At 72.9% G+C, this 17,355-nt stretch carries 17 protein-coding genes; 8 read left to right on the top strand and 9 right to left on the bottom strand.

What is annotated here, in order from left to right:
• Nucleotides 1–33: 33 nt before the first annotated feature.
• The 4 genes from E1281_RS23485 to E1281_RS23470 are packed head-to-tail and all read right to left on the bottom strand — an operon-like array spanning nucleotide 34 to nucleotide 2,741.
• Nucleotides 34–630 carry an ATP/GTP-binding protein gene (locus E1281_RS23485; protein WP_131881657.1) on the bottom strand — a complete coding sequence of 199 codons (597 nt, stop codon included), beginning with the start codon at nucleotides 628–630 and terminating at the stop codon, nucleotides 34–36.
• Nucleotides 608–964, bottom strand: coding sequence for a DUF742 domain-containing protein (locus tag E1281_RS23480; protein WP_131881655.1), 357 nt, complete (start codon nucleotides 962–964; stop codon nucleotides 608–610). The genes E1281_RS23485 and E1281_RS23480 overlap by 23 nt, the downstream gene beginning before the upstream one ends.
• A complete protein-coding gene (locus E1281_RS23475) occupies nucleotides 961–1,395 on the bottom strand; it encodes a roadblock/LC7 domain-containing protein (RefSeq protein ID WP_243717296.1) in 435 nt (144 codons plus the stop codon). Before E1281_RS23475 ends, E1281_RS23480 begins: the two co-directional genes overlap by 4 nt.
• The gene (locus E1281_RS23470; protein ID WP_207943440.1) at nucleotides 1,392–2,741 is read right to left on the bottom strand and encodes an ATP-binding protein; all 1,350 of its coding nucleotides are present in this window, start codon (nucleotides 2,739–2,741) and stop codon (nucleotides 1,392–1,394) included. Before E1281_RS23470 ends, E1281_RS23475 begins: the two co-directional genes overlap by 4 nt.
• 315 nt (nucleotides 2,742–3,056) lie before the next feature.
• Here E1281_RS23470 and E1281_RS23465 point away from each other — a divergent pair, with 315 nt between their 5' ends.
• Entirely contained in the window at nucleotides 3,057–3,869 is an 813-nt protein-coding gene (locus E1281_RS23465; RefSeq protein ID WP_207943439.1) for a helix-turn-helix domain-containing protein, read from the top strand.
• A 97-nt stretch (nucleotides 3,870–3,966) separates the two neighbouring features.
• Here E1281_RS23465 and E1281_RS23460 read toward each other — a convergent pair whose 3' ends face one another.
• A complete protein-coding gene (locus tag E1281_RS23460) occupies nucleotides 3,967–5,139 on the bottom strand; it encodes a HAMP domain-containing sensor histidine kinase (RefSeq protein WP_131881651.1) in 1,173 nt (390 codons plus the stop codon).
• Complete coding sequence (locus E1281_RS23455) at nucleotides 5,136–5,792, bottom strand: response regulator transcription factor (RefSeq protein WP_131881649.1); 657 nt, start codon at nucleotides 5,790–5,792, stop codon at nucleotides 5,136–5,138. The genes E1281_RS23460 and E1281_RS23455 overlap by 4 nt, the downstream gene beginning before the upstream one ends.
• Nucleotides 5,793–5,959: 167 nt before the next feature.
• On the opposite strand from E1281_RS23455, the gene E1281_RS23450 reads away from it, so the two are divergent.
• From E1281_RS23450 to E1281_RS23430, 5 genes are read left to right on the top strand one after another with little or no spacing between them, the layout of a single operon-like run.
• Nucleotides 5,960–6,478 carry a hypothetical protein gene (locus tag E1281_RS23450; RefSeq protein ID WP_131881646.1) on the top strand — a complete coding sequence of 173 codons (519 nt, stop codon included), beginning with the start codon at nucleotides 5,960–5,962 and terminating at the stop codon, nucleotides 6,476–6,478.
• Nucleotides 6,478–7,608, top strand: coding sequence for a peptidoglycan-binding domain-containing protein (locus E1281_RS23445; RefSeq protein ID WP_131881644.1), 1,131 nt, complete (start codon nucleotides 6,478–6,480; stop codon nucleotides 7,606–7,608). The genes E1281_RS23450 and E1281_RS23445 overlap by 1 nt, the downstream gene beginning before the upstream one ends.
• A 14-nt stretch (nucleotides 7,609–7,622) precedes the next feature.
• Nucleotides 7,623–8,321 carry an ABC transporter ATP-binding protein gene (locus tag E1281_RS23440; protein ID WP_243717293.1) on the top strand — a complete coding sequence of 233 codons (699 nt, stop codon included), beginning with the start codon at nucleotides 7,623–7,625 and terminating at the stop codon, nucleotides 8,319–8,321.
• The gene (locus E1281_RS23435) at nucleotides 8,318–9,547 is read left to right on the top strand and encodes an ABC transporter permease (protein ID WP_243717292.1); all 1,230 of its coding nucleotides are present in this window, start codon (nucleotides 8,318–8,320) and stop codon (nucleotides 9,545–9,547) included. The genes E1281_RS23440 and E1281_RS23435 overlap by 4 nt, the downstream gene beginning before the upstream one ends.
• 60 nt (nucleotides 9,548–9,607) lie before the next feature.
• Complete coding sequence (locus E1281_RS23430; protein ID WP_131881640.1) at nucleotides 9,608–10,183, top strand: antibiotic biosynthesis monooxygenase; 576 nt, start codon at nucleotides 9,608–9,610, stop codon at nucleotides 10,181–10,183.
• A 20-nt stretch (nucleotides 10,184–10,203) separates the two neighbouring features.
• On the opposite strand, the gene E1281_RS23425 is transcribed toward E1281_RS23430, so the two are convergent.
• The 3 genes from E1281_RS23425 to E1281_RS23415 form a co-directional block, all read right to left on the bottom strand.
• Complete coding sequence (locus tag E1281_RS23425; RefSeq protein ID WP_207943438.1) at nucleotides 10,204–12,003, bottom strand: choline/carnitine O-acyltransferase; 1,800 nt, start codon at nucleotides 12,001–12,003, stop codon at nucleotides 10,204–10,206.
• A gap of 44 nt (nucleotides 12,004–12,047) precedes the next feature.
• Nucleotides 12,048–12,857, bottom strand: a complete 810-nt coding sequence (locus E1281_RS23420) for a class I SAM-dependent methyltransferase (RefSeq protein WP_131881638.1) — start codon at nucleotides 12,855–12,857, stop codon at nucleotides 12,048–12,050.
• 77 nt (nucleotides 12,858–12,934) lie between these two features.
• Entirely contained in the window at nucleotides 12,935–13,771 is an 837-nt protein-coding gene (locus tag E1281_RS23415; RefSeq protein WP_243717290.1) for an arpA protein, read from the bottom strand.
• 426 nt (nucleotides 13,772–14,197) lie between these two features.
• Between E1281_RS23415 and E1281_RS41365 the strand changes: the two genes are divergently transcribed.
• Together E1281_RS41365 and E1281_RS23405 are read left to right on the top strand one after the other, a co-directional pair.
• Nucleotides 14,198–16,018 carry a serine/threonine-protein kinase gene (locus E1281_RS41365; RefSeq protein ID WP_207943437.1) on the top strand — a complete coding sequence of 607 codons (1,821 nt, stop codon included), beginning with the start codon at nucleotides 14,198–14,200 and terminating at the stop codon, nucleotides 16,016–16,018.
• A gap of 98 nt (nucleotides 16,019–16,116) precedes the next feature.
• Entirely contained in the window at nucleotides 16,117–17,334 is a 1,218-nt protein-coding gene (locus tag E1281_RS23405; protein ID WP_131881634.1) for a PP2C family protein-serine/threonine phosphatase, read from the top strand.
• Nucleotides 17,335–17,355 lie beyond the last annotated feature (21 nt).

The following is a 17,355-nucleotide window of genomic DNA, read 5'->3' as shown; positions in this document are numbered from 1 at the left end:
AGGTGGTGGGGCGGTCGGTGGTGGGGCGGTCGGTCACGGTGTCTCCGTGTCGAGGGTGAGGAGGTGGTCGACGAGCGCGATCAGCGCCTCGGTGGACGACCTGCTGTCGCGGGCGTCGCAGGTCACCAGCGGCGTGGTGTCGGCGAGGTCGAGCGCCTCGCGCACCTCGGACTCGGGGAAGCGCGGCGACGCGTCGAAGTGGTTCACGGCCACCGCGTACGGCAGGCCCTGCCGCTCCACGATGTCCATGATCTCGAACGACTCCTTGAGGCGGGCGGTGTCCACCAGGATCAGCGCGCCGAGGGCGCCGCGCGCGAGGTCCGCCCACAGCCGGGTGAAGCGCCGCTGCCCCGGCGCCCCGAACAGGTAGAGGACGAGGTCGTCGCTGAGCGTCAGGCGGCCGAAGTCCATGGCGACCGTGGTGGTCGTCTTGTCCCGGATGCCGGCGAGGTCGTCGACCATCGCGCCGGCCTGCGTCATCCGCTCCTCGGTGCGCAGCGGGCGGATCTCCGACAGCGTCCCGACGTAGGTGGTCTTGCCGACCGCGAAATGGCCGACGATGAGGATCTTGACGCTGGTCCGCACGCTCTCGCGCAGGTAGGGCGTCTCAGAGGCGAGCGCGGAGTCCATCGAGCACCTCCTGAAGGAGCTGGATCTTGGACTGCCGGCCCTCCGCCGAGCCGGCCCTGGTGGTGAGGTGGCCGTCGTCGACCAGGTCGGACAGCAGAACCTTGGTGACCCCGGTGGGCAGGCCGAGGTGTCCCGCGATCTCGGCGACCGACAGCGGGCCGCCGCGGCACAGCTCGACGATGCGCAGCTTCTCCGGGGACAGGCCGCCGCGCGGCAGGTCGCCGTTGAAGATCACGAGGGTGACGAGGTCGAAGACGTTGCGGGTCGGATGCGCCCGCCCGCCGGTGACGACGTGCGGCCGGACCAGCGCCCGCTCGTTCCTGCGCGGGGTCATGCGGGAAGGCCCGTGCCCGGCCGCGGCGGGCTGGTCATCTCCTTGCCCAGCCGCTGCACCAGCTCCTGGAGCCGGAACGACACGGTCTCCATGTCCACGTGCTGCGTCGCCGACACCGCCAGGTACGCGCCGGGGCCGGCGGCGACGAGGAACACGTAGCCGTCGTCGAACTCGTTGACCGTCTGCCGCCACTGGGTGCCGGGGTCGCCGCAGAACTCGGCCGTGCTGCGGGCGAGCGACTGGAGGCCCGACATGCCCGCGGCCTGCCGTTCCGCGTCGTCCCTGGTGATCCGCTCGGAATGCGCCATGAGCAGCCCGTCGGCCGACAGCAGGATCGCGTAGCGCGTCTCCGGCATGCGCAGCGCGTCGTCCAGCATCCAGCCGAGCCGGTTCGTCCCGTCGTCCATCGCGCCGTTCCACCCCTCGTTCATGGCCGCAGGTCCTTGCTCTCGATGGCGGGCCCGCCGAACTCGGCGTCCCCCGTGCCCGGTGGCTCCGTCGGTTCGGACGGTGTGGCCGCGCGGCCGGACCGTGTGCCGCGCTGCCAGGCGCCCAGGCCCGCCGCGGTCTCCCGGGGCGGCCGTGCCGGGGGCCTGTCCCCGGTGTCCGGCGCGCCGGGTTCCTCGTCCGCGTCGCCCGCCCCGGCGGGCCGGTCGGCGACCGCGACACGGCTGCGCTTGGGCAGGCCGCCCGCGGTGGCCGGCCCGTCCTCCACGGCGGCGCTCCGCCCGGCCGGGCGGAGCGCGGCCACCGGCTCGGGCGGCCGCGCGTCCGGGACGGTGGTGACCAGCGTGCTCGGCACGAACACCACGGCCCGCACACCGCCGTAGGGGGAGCGGCTGTCGACCGACACCCGGAACCCGTAGCGGGCGGCGAGCACGCCCGCCACCGCGAACCCGACCTGCGGCGGGTCGCCGAGCCGGTGGATGTCCACCGACGTCTCGCCCGACAGCAGGTCGGACGCGCGCTGCAGCTCGTCGGCGTCCATCGCCACGCCGGCGTCGTCGATCGTGATGGCGACGCCGTTGTGCGTGGACCTGAAGTTGACCTCGACGGACGTGTCGGGCCGGGAGTGCCGCGCGGCGTTGTCGAGGAGTTCGGCCAGCGTCAGCACGACGGGCTCCACGGCGCGGCTCGTCACCGCGCTGTTCACCGTCCCCTCCAGGTTGACGCGCAGGTAGTCCCGGATGCGGGAGGTCGCGCCGCGGACCACGTCGCTCATCGGCGACGCCGAGCGCTGCTGCCCCGGCCACGATCCGCACAGCACGGCGGTGGCCTGGGCGCGCCGGCCGAGCTGGGCGTTCATGTGGTCGATGTGCAGCAGGCCCTCCAGCACGTCCGGGTCGTCGTGGCGCTCCTGCATGGCCGAGATCGCGAACTGCTGCTCGTTCGCGAGGCTCTGGACGGCGCGCATCATCGCCCGCAGCGTCGACTTCGCCGACCGGTCGGACCGCTCCCGGACCTGCGCCGCCGACCCGGCGAACAGGTCCATCACGGTCTGCAGCGACCGCCCGTAGGCGGGGGCCTCGCGCTGGAGGTCGTGCAGCGGGCCGGCGACGCCCACGCCCGGGTTGTTCAGCGACTCCATGAGGTCGGGCAGCCGGACGTCCGCCAGATGCCGCAGCTCCTTGTCCCGCAGCTCCAGGCCGCGCTCCAGCGCGGCGTTCCGCTCACGCAGCTCGGCGGCCGCCAGCCGCTGGCGTACCAGCAGGACCGCGGCGGTGATTCCCGCGCCCGCCACGATGGCGAAAGCCGCCACCAAGAGGAATTGCTCCATCAGATCCTCAGTGCACACGAATCGGGAGAGGCGGCCGGGGGTCCGCCTCGTGGCCGGTCTGGGTGGGTTCCGGACGGCGCGGAATGCGCCGCAGATTCGGCACGGTAGGCCGGGTGCGCACGGGGCGCTTGTGCTCGCGCGCAGAGAACTTGCCGCCGGGCGCATGACATGATCACGCGCCGTCTGAATCGCGTCACTTTCCGCTTGATTCACCCGATTTAGCGGCCGTGATCGTACTACGCTCGCCCTGCGGATGATCATTCAGGTGCCGGCGGGCGGCCCTGGCACGCGGACCGATCGGCGGAAGGGCCTGTGGTGGACGATTTCCTCGGGGGACCGGTCCGGCAGAGCAGCGCCGCCTACCGCATCGTCCTGTACCGGTCGGACCGGGTCGACCACGTCCGCGCGGCCGGGGTGGACGGCGCCTACCGGTTCCTGCTTCCGCTCCACGGCGAGATGCTCGTGATCCGCGCCGGTTCCCGGACGCGACTGTGCCCGGGAACCGGCGGCCTCCTGTCGCCGGCGGCGCGGCTGCGGGTCGTCCAGGACCGTCCCGCCCGCGCGCTCGTCATGACGATCCCGGCGCACGAGGTGGACGGCCGGCTGCACCCGGCGCCTCCGCTCGCCGCCGGCCTCGACCTGTCCGCCGGCCTCGGCCGCGTCGTCGCCGACATGGTCAGGGCCGTCGGGGACGAGCCCCTCACCGAACCGCAGTTCGACGCCGCCTGCGACCGGATCACCGAGCTCCTGTGCCTCCTCGTGGCGGGAGAGCGACGCCCCCCGGCGGGCCACCTCGCCGAAGTGGAGGCGGTGGTGCGCCGCCACGTCCGCGAGCACGCCACCGATCCGAACCTCACGGGCGCGGCCATGGCCCAGGACCTGGGCTGGTCGCTACGCCAGATCCAGCTCGCGCTGCAGCACGCCGGCACGACCCCCCGCGACCTCATCCGGGAGGAGCGCCTGCGCCTCGTCCGGGACCGCCTCCGCAACCCCCGCGACCGCCACATCACGATCACCGACCTGGCCCACGCGACGGGTTTCTCCTCGGCCAGCGCCCTGAGCCACGCCTTCCGCCAGCGCTTCGGTCAAACCCCCCGCGACCTCCGCAACCACGCGGCCTCCCGCTGACCCGCTCCGTGGCATACGACATGGACACCGGCCCTCCCGGGCGTTCACTCGCACCGTGGACGCACCGCTCGATCCCGTGCCGCCCGGGCCGCCGGGCCTACGCGGGTGCCGGAGGCGGGGGGAGGGTGACGGTCACGTGGAGGCCGCCGGAGGGATTCGGGACGGCGGTGATCGTGCCGTCGTGGGCTCGGACTATGGACTGGACGATGGAGAGGCCCAGGCCGGCGCCCTTCGCGGTGACGATCCGGTCGGCGTCCAGGCGGCGGAAGGGTTCGAAGAGGGCGGGGATCTCGTAGGGAGGGACGGCGGGGCCGGAGTTGGAGACCTCCAGGATCGCGTGGCCGTCCCGTGTCCGGGAGGAGATCCTGACCCGGCCCGATTCGGTGTTGTGGCGGACGCCGTTCTCCAGGAGGTTCTGGACGGCGCGTTCGAGGAGGAGCGCGTCGCCCGTGGTCATGGCCTCGGCCGTGTCGGTCTCGACGGCGATGCCGGCGTCCTTGGCCTCCAGGGCGGTCTGGGACGCCACGTGGGTGACGACGTCGGCGAGGTCGACGGGGGCCCGGACGGTGATCTCGTTCTCGGAGCGGGCGAGCAGGAGCAGGCCGGTGATGAGGCGCTCGTGGCGGGTGTTGATCTGCAGGAGGGTCTCGCCGAGCTGCCGGACGTCCGGGGACGCCGACTCGCGGTGCATCGCCACCTCGACCAGGGCGCGGCCCAGCGTGAGGGGGGTGCGCAGCTCGTGCGAGGCGTTGGCGACGAAGCGGCGCTGGCCGTCGAACGAGCGGTCGAGGCGCTCGACCATCGTGTCGAAGGTGTCGGCGAGCTCCTTGACCTCGTCGTGGGGGCCGCGCAGGGCGATGCGTTCGTGCAGGCCGCGGTCGGCGGCGGGGGAGCCGGCGATGCGGCGGGCGGTGTCGGTGACGCGGTGCAGCGGGGTGAGGACGCGGCCCGCGATGAGCCAGCCGAACCCCGCGGCGGCTCCGCCGACGACCAGGAGGGCGATCGACCCCTGGGTGACCAGCGAGGTGAGGGCCGCGTCGCGCAGTTCGCCGCGCTCCTCCTCGAAGAGGCGCCTGCTCTCGGCGATGACCTGGCTGGTGTCGTTCCGGGGCGCCGGGCCGGGGCCGGTGTGGGTGGCGAGGACCTTGGTGTTGGAGCGGGAGAGCTGCTGGTTGAACAGGACGTAGGTGACGCCGAGGAGCAGCACCCCCGCCGTGAAGAACAGGACGCCGTAGGTGAGGGTCAGCCTGGCGCGGAGCGACAACCTCATGGGATCCGGTACCCCGCTCCCTTGACGGTCTCGACGACGGGCGGGTCGGCGAGCTTGCGGCGCAGTTTGAGGACGGTGAGGCGGACGGCGCCGGTGAACGGGTCGGCGTGCTCGTCCCACACCTTCTCGAGCAGCTGCTCGGACGAGACGACGGCGCCGCCGGCGCGGAGCAGCTCGGTGAGCACGGCGAACTCCTTCTTCGCGAGGGGGACGTAGCGCCCGTCCCGGAACACCTCCCGGCGCGCCGGGTCGAGGGTGATGCCGGCGCGGTGCAGCGTCGGCGGCGCCGCGGGGCGGCAGCGGCGGCCGAGGGCGAGCACGCGTGCGGCCAGCTCGGGGAACGCGAACGGCTTGGTGAGGTAGTCGTCGGCGCCGAGACCGAGGCCGCCGACGCGGTCGGTGATCTCGGCGGCGGCGGTGAGCATCAGGATGCGCGCCGTGCGCTCGCCCTGCACCATCTCCCGGCAGACGTCGTCGCCGTGGACGAGGGGGAGGTCGCGGTCAAGGACGACGACGTCGTAGTCGTTGACGCCGACGCGTTCCAGGGCGGCGGCCCCGTCGTAGGCCAGGTCGACGGCGTGCGCGTCGTCCCGCAGCCATTCGGCGATCGCGTCCGCGAGCAGCCGTTCGTCCTCTGCCACCAGCACCCGCATGATGCTCCCTCCGCTCTTCCCGCCCGGTGAGTCTGCCCGGCGCCGTGTTTCGTTTCGGTAAGGAATCCGCCGGGCGGAGGTGGAAACGCCGGGGAAACGGACGGCCGGGTTGCATCGCTTCCCGACCGGCCGGAACCGCCGGCCGGGAGACGAGGGGATGACCGCACATGCGAAAGCGACTGCTGGCGATGGTGCCGCTGGCCCTGGCGCTGGCCCTGACCGGATGCGGCGGGGACGAGGGCGGTTCGGGCGTGGCGTCGGCGAACGGCGGGAAGCAGAGCGCCGCGGCCGGGGGCGAGAAGCTGAGCAAGGAGGAGATGGGGCTGAAGTTCGCCCAGTGCATGCGCGACCACGGCGTGGACGTGGAGGACCCGAAGCCCGGCCAGGGCGTCCAGCTCAAGGTCAAGGGCGGCCCGGAGAAGCGGGCGGCCATGGACAAGGCCATGGAGGCGTGCCGGCGGTACAGCCCGCAGGCCAACGGCGGAGGCTCGCCGGACCCGGGGCAGCAGCAGCGCGCCCAGGAGTTCGCCGAGTGCATGCGCCAGAACGGCGTGGAGGACTTCCCGGACCCCGACCCGAACCAGCCGGGCATCCGGATCGAGCGGAAGAAGGGCGACGACGACGCCGCCTTCGAGCGGGCGCAGCAGGAATGCCAGAAGGTCCTCCAGGGCGGAAAGAAGCAGTGATGGGCGAGACCACCATGGAGCGCGCGGCGGGTGAGGAGGAGGCGAGCCCGCCGCGCCGCCGCCGCGGCCGGCCGCGCGTGCGGACCGCCCTCGCCTCCGGCGTCCTGCTCGCGGCCGGCGGCGTCGCCGCCGTCGCGGCGTTCGGCCCCGGCGGGGACTCGGGCGGCGGGACGGCGGCGGCGCTGCCGCCGAACACCACGAAGGTGTCGAGGCAGACCCTCACGGACACGCTGAGCGAGGAGGGGCGGCTCGGTTACGGCCCGGCGCACACCGCGCTGAGCCAGCTGAGGGGCACCCTGACCAAGCTGCCCGACAGCGGCGACCAGATCACCCGGGGCCACGAGCTGTACGAGGTGGACGGCGAGCCCGTCGTGCTGATGTACGGGTCGAAGCCCTCCTACCGGCCGCTGAGGATCGGCGACGAGGGCTCCGACGTGAAGCGGTTCGAGGCGAACCTCCGCGCCCTCGGCTATGACGGCTTCACCGTGGACGACGAGTACACCGACGGCACCGCCGCCGCCGTGCAGGAGTGGCAGGACGACATCGGCGTGCCGGAGACCGGGATCGTGGAGCTCGGACGCGTCGCGTACGCGTCCGGGGCCGTGCGGGTCGACAGCGTCGCGGCGAACCCGGGCGAGCCCGCCGCGCCCGGCAAGAAGGTGCTCTCCTACACCGGCACCGCCAAGGCCGTGACCGTCGAACTGGACATCAGCGACCAGCGGATGGCGGAAAAGGGCGCCGCCGTCGAGGTGACGCTGCCGGGGAACGAGGACGTCCCGGCGGAGATCGACGACGTCACGACGGTGATCGAGGCGGGCGAGCAGGGCGAGGAGCCGACGACGAAGGTGGAGGTGACCGCCTGGCTCGACTCCGGCGAGGCGAAGAAGGCCGCCGCGGAGTACGTGCTCGCCTCCGTCGACGTCGCCTTCACCGCGGGCGAGCGCGAGAACGTGCTGACCGTGCCGGTCGCCGCGCTGGTGGCGCTGAGCGAGGGCGGCTTCGGAGTCGAGGTCGTCAAGGGCGGCGCCTCGTCCTACGTCGCGGTCGAGACCGGCCTGTTCGCGGACGGGAAGGTGGAGATCTCCGGCCCGGGGATCGCCGAGGGCACGGTCGTGGGGGTACCGAAGTGATCACTCTGCGGGACGTGACGAAGCTGTATCCGGGCGGCGTCCACGCCCTCGCCGGCGTGTCCCTGCACATCGCGGCGGGGGAGCTGGTCGCGATCGCCGGGCCGTCCGGCTCCGGCAAGTCGACCATGCTGAACGTCCTCGGCACGCTGGACCGGCCCACCTCGGGCAGCGTCCACATCGACGGGCACGACGTGGGGCGGCTGGCCGACGACGGGTTGTCGGCGCTGCGGGCGAGCCGCATCGGCTTCGTCTTCCAGCACTTCCATCTGGCCGCGGGCACGCCCGCGCTCGACAACGTCGCGGACGGCCTCCTGTACTCGGGGCTGCGTCCGGCGGCGCGGCGCCGGCGGGCGGCGGAGGCGCTGCGGCGGGTCGGCCTCAGCCACCGGCTGGGCCACCGGCCGCACGAGCTGTCCGGCGGCGAGCGGCAGCGGGTCGCGATCGCGCGGGCGGTGGCCGGCGAGCCCGCGCTGCTCCTGGCCGACGAGCCGACCGGCGCGCTCGACTCGGTGTCGGGGGACGGGGTGATGGCGCTGCTGCGCGAGCTGAACGGCGCCGGTACCACCGTCGTCGTCATCACGCACGACCGGGAGATCGCGGCCGGGCTGCCCCGCCGGGTCCGGATGCGCGACGGACTCATCGTCGACGACACCCGGACCGGCTCCGGCTCCGGCCCCGAGGCCGGCTCCGCGCTCGCGGAGGCCGGGCGATGACGGCCCCCGTGGTGAAGCCCGTGGTGAAGCCCGTGCTGAAACCCGCGCGGATGTGGCCGGGAGACATGGTCAGGGTCGGCGCGGTGGGCCTGCGCACCCGCCCGATGCGGGCGTTCCTGTCTGCGCTCGGCATCGCGATCGGGATCGCGGCGATGGTCGCGGTCGTCGGCGTCTCCTCGTCCTCCCGCGCCGATCTCGACCGGACGCTGGCCGCGCTCGGCACCAACCTCCTGACCGTCTCGCCCGGCAGCACGCTGACCGGAGAGGAGGCGCAGCTCCCGCTCGAATCGGAGGCGATGGTGGGACGGGTCGCGCCGGTCCAGGAGGTGTCGGCGATCGGCCTGCTGGGCGAGGCGAAGGTCTACCGGACGAACAAGATGCCGGAGACCGAGACGAAGGGGATCGCCACCTATGCGGCCCGCACCGACCTGCGGGCCGCCACGGGCGCCGAGCTCGGCAGCGGCGTCTGGCTGAACGCCGCGACCGGCACCTTCCCGGCGACCGTGCTCGGGTCGGCCGCCGCGGAGCGGCTCGGGATCGGCCACGCCGCCCCGGACGTCCAGGTGCTCATCGGCGGCCGGTGGTTCACCGTCATCGGCGTCCTCGAACCGGCGCCGCTGGCGCCCGAGCTGGACAGCGCCGCCCTGGTCGGCTGGCCCGCGGCGCAGGACCGGCTGGGCTTCGACGGGCATCCCACGACGATCTACACCCGTTCGCAGGAGGCGAGCGTCGAGGACGTCCGGGACGTGCTCGGCGCGACCGCGAACCCGCAGGCGGCGAACGAGGTGGAGGTGTCGCGCCCGTCGGACGCGCTGGCGGCGAAGCAGGCCGCCGGCGAGGCGTTCACCGGCCTGCTGCTCGGCCTCGGCGCGGTCGCGCTGCTCGTCGGGGGCGTCGGGGTGGCCAACACGATGGTCATCTCGGTGCTGGAGCGGCGCTCGGAGATCGGGCTGCGCCGCTCCCTCGGCGCGACCCGCGGCCAGATCCGCGCGCAGTTCCTCGCCGAGTCGCTGCTGCTGTCGGCGCTCGGCGGCGCCGGCGGCGCGCTCATCGGCACGGTCGTCACCGCCGGCTACACCCTCTACCAGGGCTGGCCGCTCGTCATCCCGGCCTGGGCCCTGGCGGGCGGCGTGGCCGCGACCCTGGTCATCGGCGCGGTGGCGGGCCTCTATCCGGCGATCCGCGCGTCCCGCCTCAGCCCCACCGAGGCGCTGGCGACCACGTAGTCCCGGCCGTGGAGGACCGGAAAAGGGCATGGACGGGGCTGGAGCGGTGACATTGCGAGCATGGACGCAGCGGAGACCGATCCCGTCTCGATCGTGGTCACGTGGGACGTCAAGCCCGGCAGGGAACGCGACTTCGAGGAGTGGGCGGAGGCCCTCCACCAGGCCGCGATCCGGTACCCGGGGCACCGGGGCGCGACGTGGCTGCGCGCCGAGGGGATGCGGAACCGGTACTACACCGTCGTCGGCTTCAGCGATCAGGAGCGGCTCGACCGGTGGCTGGGATCCGGGGAAAGGGCGGACCTGATCGACCGGGTCCGCGGGATCGCCGAGGAGCACCAGCAGGACACCACCGGGCTGGAGACGTGGTTCAGCGTGCCCGGGGAGTCGGTTCCGGCGCCGTCCAAGCCGAAGATGATGGCCGTGACGTTCTGCGCGGTCTATCCGATCAGCCTGGCGCTGAACGCGTTCCTCACGCCGCTGACCAAGGCGTGGCCGGTGCCGGTGCAGGCGCTGGTGTTCCCGCTCCTCGTGGTCCCGGTGCTCACCCTGCTCGTCATGCCGGCGCTCAGCAGGCTGCTCCGGCGCTGGCTGTACCCGGTCGGGCGGGTCCACCGACCCGCCCGGCCGGGGCGCTGAGCCTGCTCGGGCGAGGCCGGTCAGGCGAGCAGTTCGCGCAGCTCGTGGACGGCCTCGCGGAGCCGGTCGGCGAACGCCTGCATCGCGCCGGCCACGGGACGCGGCGTGCTGAGGTAGGCGTTGAAGCGGTCCGGGAGCAGCACGTAGGCGATGCCGATGCACTGCTCGCTGGTCGACCCGAAACCGAAGTACCGGATGTTGACCGACGGCGCCGAGCTGGTGCTCAGGTAGTCGTCGCGCATCGTCAGCCAGCCGGGCGACTCGAACAGCGCCGGCGGCTCGGTGACGCCCAGCTCGTCCCCGCGCCGCTTCTGGATCAGCTGCAGTTCCCAGAGGTGCTGCTCGGGGGCCTGCCCGTTCTGGCACTCCCGCGCGCGTCTGACGTGGGCGTCGGCGGCGGCGCGGAACGCGTCCCGGCGCGCCCCGGCGCCGGCGCCGGGGTCGCTCATGACCTCCACGAAACGCAGCACCTCCGGGGTGACCACGCGCATGGCCTCGGTGCGCCCGTGCCGGTACTGGCGGGTCGCGATCGACTCGTAGGTGGCCCCAGTGACGCCCTTCGCCCGCCGGTGGGCGAGCTGGTAGGCCATCTGCACGAACGCGTCCGGCGACATCCCGAGCCGTTTGATCTCGTCGGAGCCGAAGCCGTCGAACGACACGGTGGCGGTGGCCGTCGCCGCGCCGTACGCGGCGAACGACGCCGCCGCGTCCTCGATGTCGCGCCGCAGGGTGTCGTCGAGGACGAACTCGATGGGCTCGACGGCGGGCAGGCCCTGCGACGCGGCGCCCGACCGCCGGGAGAGCAGCTCGGGGGAGGTGCTCAGCAGCGCGTCGGTGAAGCCGAGGATCGTGGTGCCGTCCAGGCCGCAGTGCTCGACGTTGATGCCCGCGGTGCCGTCCCCGAAGACGACGAACGACACGGCCTTGTCGAACCAGCGGTTGCCGCTGTCGCCGTGCAGGAGGTGGTCGCAGGCGTCGAGGGTGTTCTTGGGGGCGAAGTTCTCCAGGCACACGCAGAACAGCGCCGTCTCGACGTCGTCGAGCGCCCGCGCGTTGCCGGGATCGAGGGCCAGGAGCGCCCGGCGGCTCTCCGCCCACGCGGCGCGGGCCTTGGTGGTGAGGTGCCCGGTGGACGGTTCCGGGGCGGTCTCGGCCTTCATGATCGTGTGGAGGCCCGCCACCAGCTCGTCCAGCGTGTGGGGGTGCCCCTCCGGGCCGAGCACGTCCATCCGGATCATGTTGCCGCGGAAGAACACCACGATGTGGCGGGCCCGCGACGGCCCCGGCCACGCGTCGGTGTAGGGCGCGCGGACGGTGTCCTGCTCGAAGCCGGGGATGCGGGTCGTGGAGAACAGGAACTTGTTCTGCTCCATCGTGAGCGGCCGCCCGCGCTGCAGGACGGGCGGGACGCCCTCGCCGTCGAGCCGCAGCTTGTAGTCCAGCGCGCCGGCGATGAGGCCGGCCGCGCGCTCGGCCTGGCTTTCGTCCGACTCCCGGAAGAGGAAGAAGAAGTTCGCGTTCAGCGCGATCCGGTCCCGCCGGCCGAGGTAGCGGTACGGCCAGAAGGTGTCGAGCCAGCTGTGCACTCCCTCGGCCGCGTCGTAGCGTTCGAGGGCCGCCTGCAGCGTGCGGCCGGGGCCGTCCGGGCGGGCGAACGCGGCCAGCGCGGACTCGGTCCGCGCCCGCTCGTCGCCGGTCAGCAGGGGGCCGCACCACTCCATGAACCGCTCGCAGGTCGCGTCGAGCGTGGGGAGCGGCACCCGCGGCAGGCGCTCCTCGTTGCCGAAGGTGCGGGTCGAGACTTCTTCGCTGGCGTTCACTTCGATCCTCGTGTCATCGGGGCCTCTGCCGGCCTGGAACCGCTTCAGCCGCGTGGCTTGGATATGTGGAGCTGCGCGTAGAACCAGCCGTCGGTCTCCAGGCCGGCCGGGTCGACCCCGGAGCCCGCGAGGCGGTCCAGCACGAGCGAGCGCTCCTGCGGTGTCGCGAACCGCCGCTGCCGGAACAGCCCGCCGCGGCGGACGGTCTCGTACCCGGCGGCGCCGAGGGCCTCGGCGATCGGCTCGAAGGGGAACATCCGCAGGACGAAATGGGCCATCCACGGCCTGCGCTCCCCGTGCGCCTCGACGACCCGCAGAAGGGTGCGCTCGGTGACGTACCCGAGACAGCCGGTGGAAATGACCAGATCCGTTCCGGCGAGTTGCGCGCGCTGCTCGTCGGTCGGCTCGCCGTTCTCCAGATCGGCGTGGACGGCGCCGTCCAGGAAACCGGCTTCGAGCGCGTAGGAAAGGGCCTCGTCCGACGCGTCGAGGCCGAGAAAGCGCAGGTTGCTCGTATGTTCACCGGAACGGATCAGCTCCCGGTCGCGGGACAGCAGACTCGCCCGCGTGTGCCGGTGGGCGTCGCGGCCGCCGTAGCGATCGTACAGCTCGTCCATGGTGGCCCCGTATTTCACCAGAGCGGCGTTGACGCCGTAGGAGCAGCCGATGTCGAGAACGGTCGGAGACCGTACCTGGCGCGCCTCCCGGTATTCGTCGATGAACCGGTGGAAGTGCGGCTTCGCCAGTTCCGGGATGATGTAGCCGAGTTCGCGGAGCGTGCTGAAGTAGGCGCGGGGGTCGGGCCGCGTGTAGATGTGGTCGAGCGAGATCTTTCCCGTCGTGTCGACGCGCACGGAGAACCTTCCTGGTGAACATGTCGTCCTCGGTGGTCTGCAACAGGTACGGCCGGGGACGGTTCGGAGGAGCACGTTCAGTCGAGGAGCCCGTCCACCCTGACGGCGCGTCCCTCCGCCGCCAGGTGCTCGGGCAGGACGCGGCCGAAGAGCTGCTTCGTGCGCGCGACGCTGCCGACGACCCCCGGGCGCTCGCTGTAGGCGAAGATCGCCGTGTGCCGTGCCGTGTCCCCGCGCACCGTGCTCACCCGGTGCAGCGAGTACCGTCCCTTGAAGAGCTGCAGGTCACCGGGGCGCAGGGTCAGCCGCCGGACGAGGTCCTCGCCGTGCCCGGTCAGCACCCGGCGCACGTCGCCGACGTTCTCCGCCTCCGCCGACCTGATGTTCGGGCAGTACTCGAAGACGCCCCCGTCCCCGGCCTCCCGGGTCAGCAGGCTGACGGTGAACTCGTTGGTGTCGAAATGCCACGGATGCTCCGTCCCGGGGTTCACGACGTTGAGGCACAGCGCCGACAGCGGGTCGGCGAGCTCGTGCACGCGCGGCAGCCCGAAGCAGTCGGCCACGAACCGCTGGAAGAGCGCGTTGGAATACAGCCTGTGGACGATGAACCCGGCGGGGATGCGGTCCCGGGGGACGAACGCGTTGCCCCGCTCGAACGTGATGCGCCCGGGATGGCCGTCCGGCAATGGCGTGCCGACCTCGATGTTGTAGGCGTTCACGGTTTCCACGTCGTAATGGGCGTCCGGCGCGATCTCCGCGCATTCGGCGCTCAGCGCCTCCTGCAATGAAGGCCGAATGAAGTCGGGCAGGACGCGGCATCCGGATTCCGCCAGTGCCTCCCGGGTCCGGGAAACGACGGCGTCCCATCCGGTGCCCTCCGGCTCGGCCAGCGGATAGCGCCTCGTGTCGATCACCCCTGCGAGAGTCTCCGCTGCGCCCATGAAGATCCTTCCGCTTCGGCGAACCCCAGATGGGTTTAGCACAATCCTTCCGGCAATTCATGGCTGCGCATTTCCGGTGCGCTTGTCAGATAACGATAAGCCGGGGCCGTGACCTGTGCCTTCGAACGTTCCGCGGTGCGCCCGCCCGCGGCGCCCGGTGTGTCCCATCTCACCCGGCCCCGCCGCGGCGGCGCCGGCGGCCGTCCGAACTTTCCGCGAACCTTTCCGCACGCAGCGGCGTCACCGTCCTGTGGAGAGCTGATCGGTTGGACACGGGATCATCGGCTGGACACGGGATCGGCTGGACACGGGATCGGCTGGACACGGGATCGGCTCGACACGGGATCGGCTCGACACGGCATCGGCTCGACACGGCATCGGCGAGGCGCGGGAGCACGCATGGACGACTGGCGGCTGAGGGAGTTCACCGAGGACCGCGAACTCGGGCGGGGCGGGCAGGGCCGGGTCGTGCTGGCCCGCCACACCACGTCCGGTACCCCGGTCGCGATCAAGTACCTGGTCCGGGCGGACGCGCGGGCCGTCGCGGGGCTGCAGGCCGAGGCGCAGATGCTCGGCCGCCTGACCAGCCCGTATGTGGCGCGTCTCTACCGGTTCGTGGAGAGCGAGCAGGGCGCGGCGATCGTGATGGAGGCGATCAACGGAGCGTCGCTGAAAGAGGTCCTGCGCGAGCACGGGGCGCTGGCCCCGGAGGCGGCGCTGCTCGTCCTGAAGGGCTCCCTGCTCGGGCTCGCGGCGGCCCACGCCGTCGGCGTCGTCCACCGCGACTACAAGCCGGCGAACGTCGTCGTGCGGGCGGACGGGCTCAGCAAGCTCGTCGACTTCGGCGTCGCCGTCCTGGCCGGGGCCGGCTCGTCCGCCGGGACGCCGGTGTACATGGCGCCGGAGCAGTGGCGCGGCGAGCCCGCCGCCCCCGCCACCGACGTGTACGCCGCGACCTGCGTGTTCGTCGAATGCGTGACCGGGCACCGCCCGTTCGCCGCCGCGGACCGGGTGGCGCTGATGAACCAGCACCTCAGCGCGCCGGTCGACGTCGCGGACGTGCCCGAACCGCTGCGCCCCCTCGTCCAGGCGGGAATGGCGAAGAACCCGGCGGAGCGGCCCGAGAGCGCCGCCGAGTTCGTGACGTGGCTGGAGATCGCCGCGGCCGCCGCGTACGGGAGCGACTGGGAGCGGCGCGGCGTCCGTGCGCTGGCCGCCGCCGCGGTCGCCCTGGCCGCGCTGTTCCCGCTCGGCGCGCTCGCGCTCGCCCCGGCCGGGGCCGGCGCGGCGGGCGCGGCCGGCGCGACCACCGCCGGCGCGGGCGGCGCGGCCGGGGCCGGCGGCGGCACCGCCGGCACCGTGGGAACGTCGGTGAGCAAGGGCTTCCTCGCCACGGCGGCCGGCAAGGGCACGGCGGCCGCCGCCGGCACCGCCGTGGTCGCCGCGACGGCCGGCGGCGCGATCTACGCCAGGCAGGACAGCACGGAGCCCCCGCCCGCGCCTGTCGTGACGATGGCCGCCGACAGCCGGACGCTCACCGGCGGCCCGGCGACGATCCAGATCCAGAACGCGCGGTACCCGACCGTCAGCGGCCTGGGGGACCCCGCTCTGGAGCGCCGGATCAACACCCAACTGCGCGGCCCGCTGGACCGGCTCATCGAGTTGGCGAGGGCCGGCGCACGCGAGCTGCCCTGTGAGGGCGAACCCGTGCGGATCGGCACGGAGACCACGCTCGGGATGCGCGGCCCCCGCCTGGTGTCCGTCCGCTATTTCCAGACGTCCGACTGGTGCAAGAAGGCGGACGGGTCGCCCGGCGGCGAGGTCGTCACCGTCGATCTGCGCACCGGCCGCAGGCTCACCGCGGCCGATGTGTTCCGTCCGGGCACCCTGACGGCCGGCGGCGTGAGCCGGCTCCAGGCGCGCGTCGAGGAGCGTCGGGAAGAGTACGGGCGCCGGTGGGCGGACTGCAGCCCCGACGGAAGGTTCAAGGTCTCCGACTTCCGCCCCAAGGAGGCGCCCTCCGCGCCGGGCAGGCAGACCGCCCCGCCCTACCTGAACGCGTTCCTCGCCGCCGGAGAGTTCCGGATCGCCGTCCTCTCCGGGGGCAGCGACGGCTGCGGCAACCTGAACTTCGGCGCCCCCTACGCGAGCGTCCGCGACCTGCTGAAGCCGGAGATCGCCGCGATGCTCCCCGCCGCCCCGTCACCGGAACGTACCTGACCTGGGCCCGGACATACGTCCGCCCTGTGGTGGGTAGGGAGGTGGGTCAGGGAGGGAAGGGTGACGTCGGAGCACGGACGGGGCAGGACGGCGAGCCGATGCTGAGAGAGCTGATGGTGGCCAGCCACCTGATGTCCATGGAGCAGCTGCCGGGTGCGGTGGTCAAGCACGCGGCGGACGCGGCCATCCACGACGTGCTGATCTATGTCGCGGACGTCCGGCAGACCGTTCTGCGGCTGCTGACCGGAAAGGGCGAGGACGCCGGCCAGGATCCGGGGGACGAGGTCGCGGAGTACAGGATCGAGGGAACGGTGGCGGGCCGGGCGTACCAGAGCGTACTGGCGGTCAACGGCCAGGCGTTCGACGACGGGACCTGCCACCGCTGGGTGCCGATCCTCGACGGGACCGAACGGATCGGCGTGCTGCGGGTCCGCATCCGCAGGGACGACGAGAAGGCCAGGGAGGACGCCGAGTACCTGGCCGGGATCGTCGCGCTGATGATCGTCAGCAAGGGGCCCTACAGCGACTCCCTCTCCCGGCTGGTGCGCACCCGGCCCATGTCGGTGTCGGCGGAGATGCAGTGGCGGCTGATGCCGCCCATGACGTTCGCCAACGACCAGGTGGTGATCGGCGCCGCCCTGGAACCGGCCTACGACCTGGGCGGGGACGCGTTCGACTACGCCCTCGCGGGCGACCTGGTGCACCTCGGCGTCTTCGACGCCATGGGGCACGACACGCCGGCCGGGATGACGTCGAACCTCGCCATCGCGGCCTTCCGCAACAGCCGCCTCCAGGGCTCGGGCCTCCTCGACACGGGGCAGGCGATGGAGGAGGAGCTGAACGCGCAGGACGGCGGGCGGTTCGTGACGGCCGTTCTGGCGGAGCTCGACATCCGGACGGGGGACCTGTCGTGGGTGCTGTACGGGCACCCGCCGCCGGTCATCATCCGCAACGGGCGCCGGGTGTCCGCGCTGGACTGCCGACCGGGTGCCCCGCTCGGCACCGGCCTGGGCGTCGTCCCGGAGATGTGCAGCAGGCAACTCGAACCGGGCGATCGCGTGCTGCTGTACACCGACGGCGTCGTGGAGGCACGCGACCCGGACAAGCAGGAGTTCGGCCTGGAACGCTTCGTCGACTTCATCGTCAGGCGCGAGGCCGACGGACTTCCGGTCCCGGAGACGCTGCGGCGGCTCGTCCACAGCATCCTCGATCACCACGCGGGCCGCCTGGACGACGACGCCACCGTCCTGCTCTTCGAATGGCACGGGCCGCCCGAGAGCACCACGGACGGAATGGAACCGATCCAGCAGACCTGAACGCCCGCCCATCCGACCCCC

This window comes from Actinomadura sp. KC345 (assembly GCF_004348515.1).
GTDB lineage: Bacteria > Actinomycetota > Actinomycetes > Streptosporangiales > Streptosporangiaceae > Spirillospora.
The sequence above is the reverse complement of the archived record's forward strand: the minus strand, read 5'-3'. Positions and strand labels throughout refer to the sequence as shown.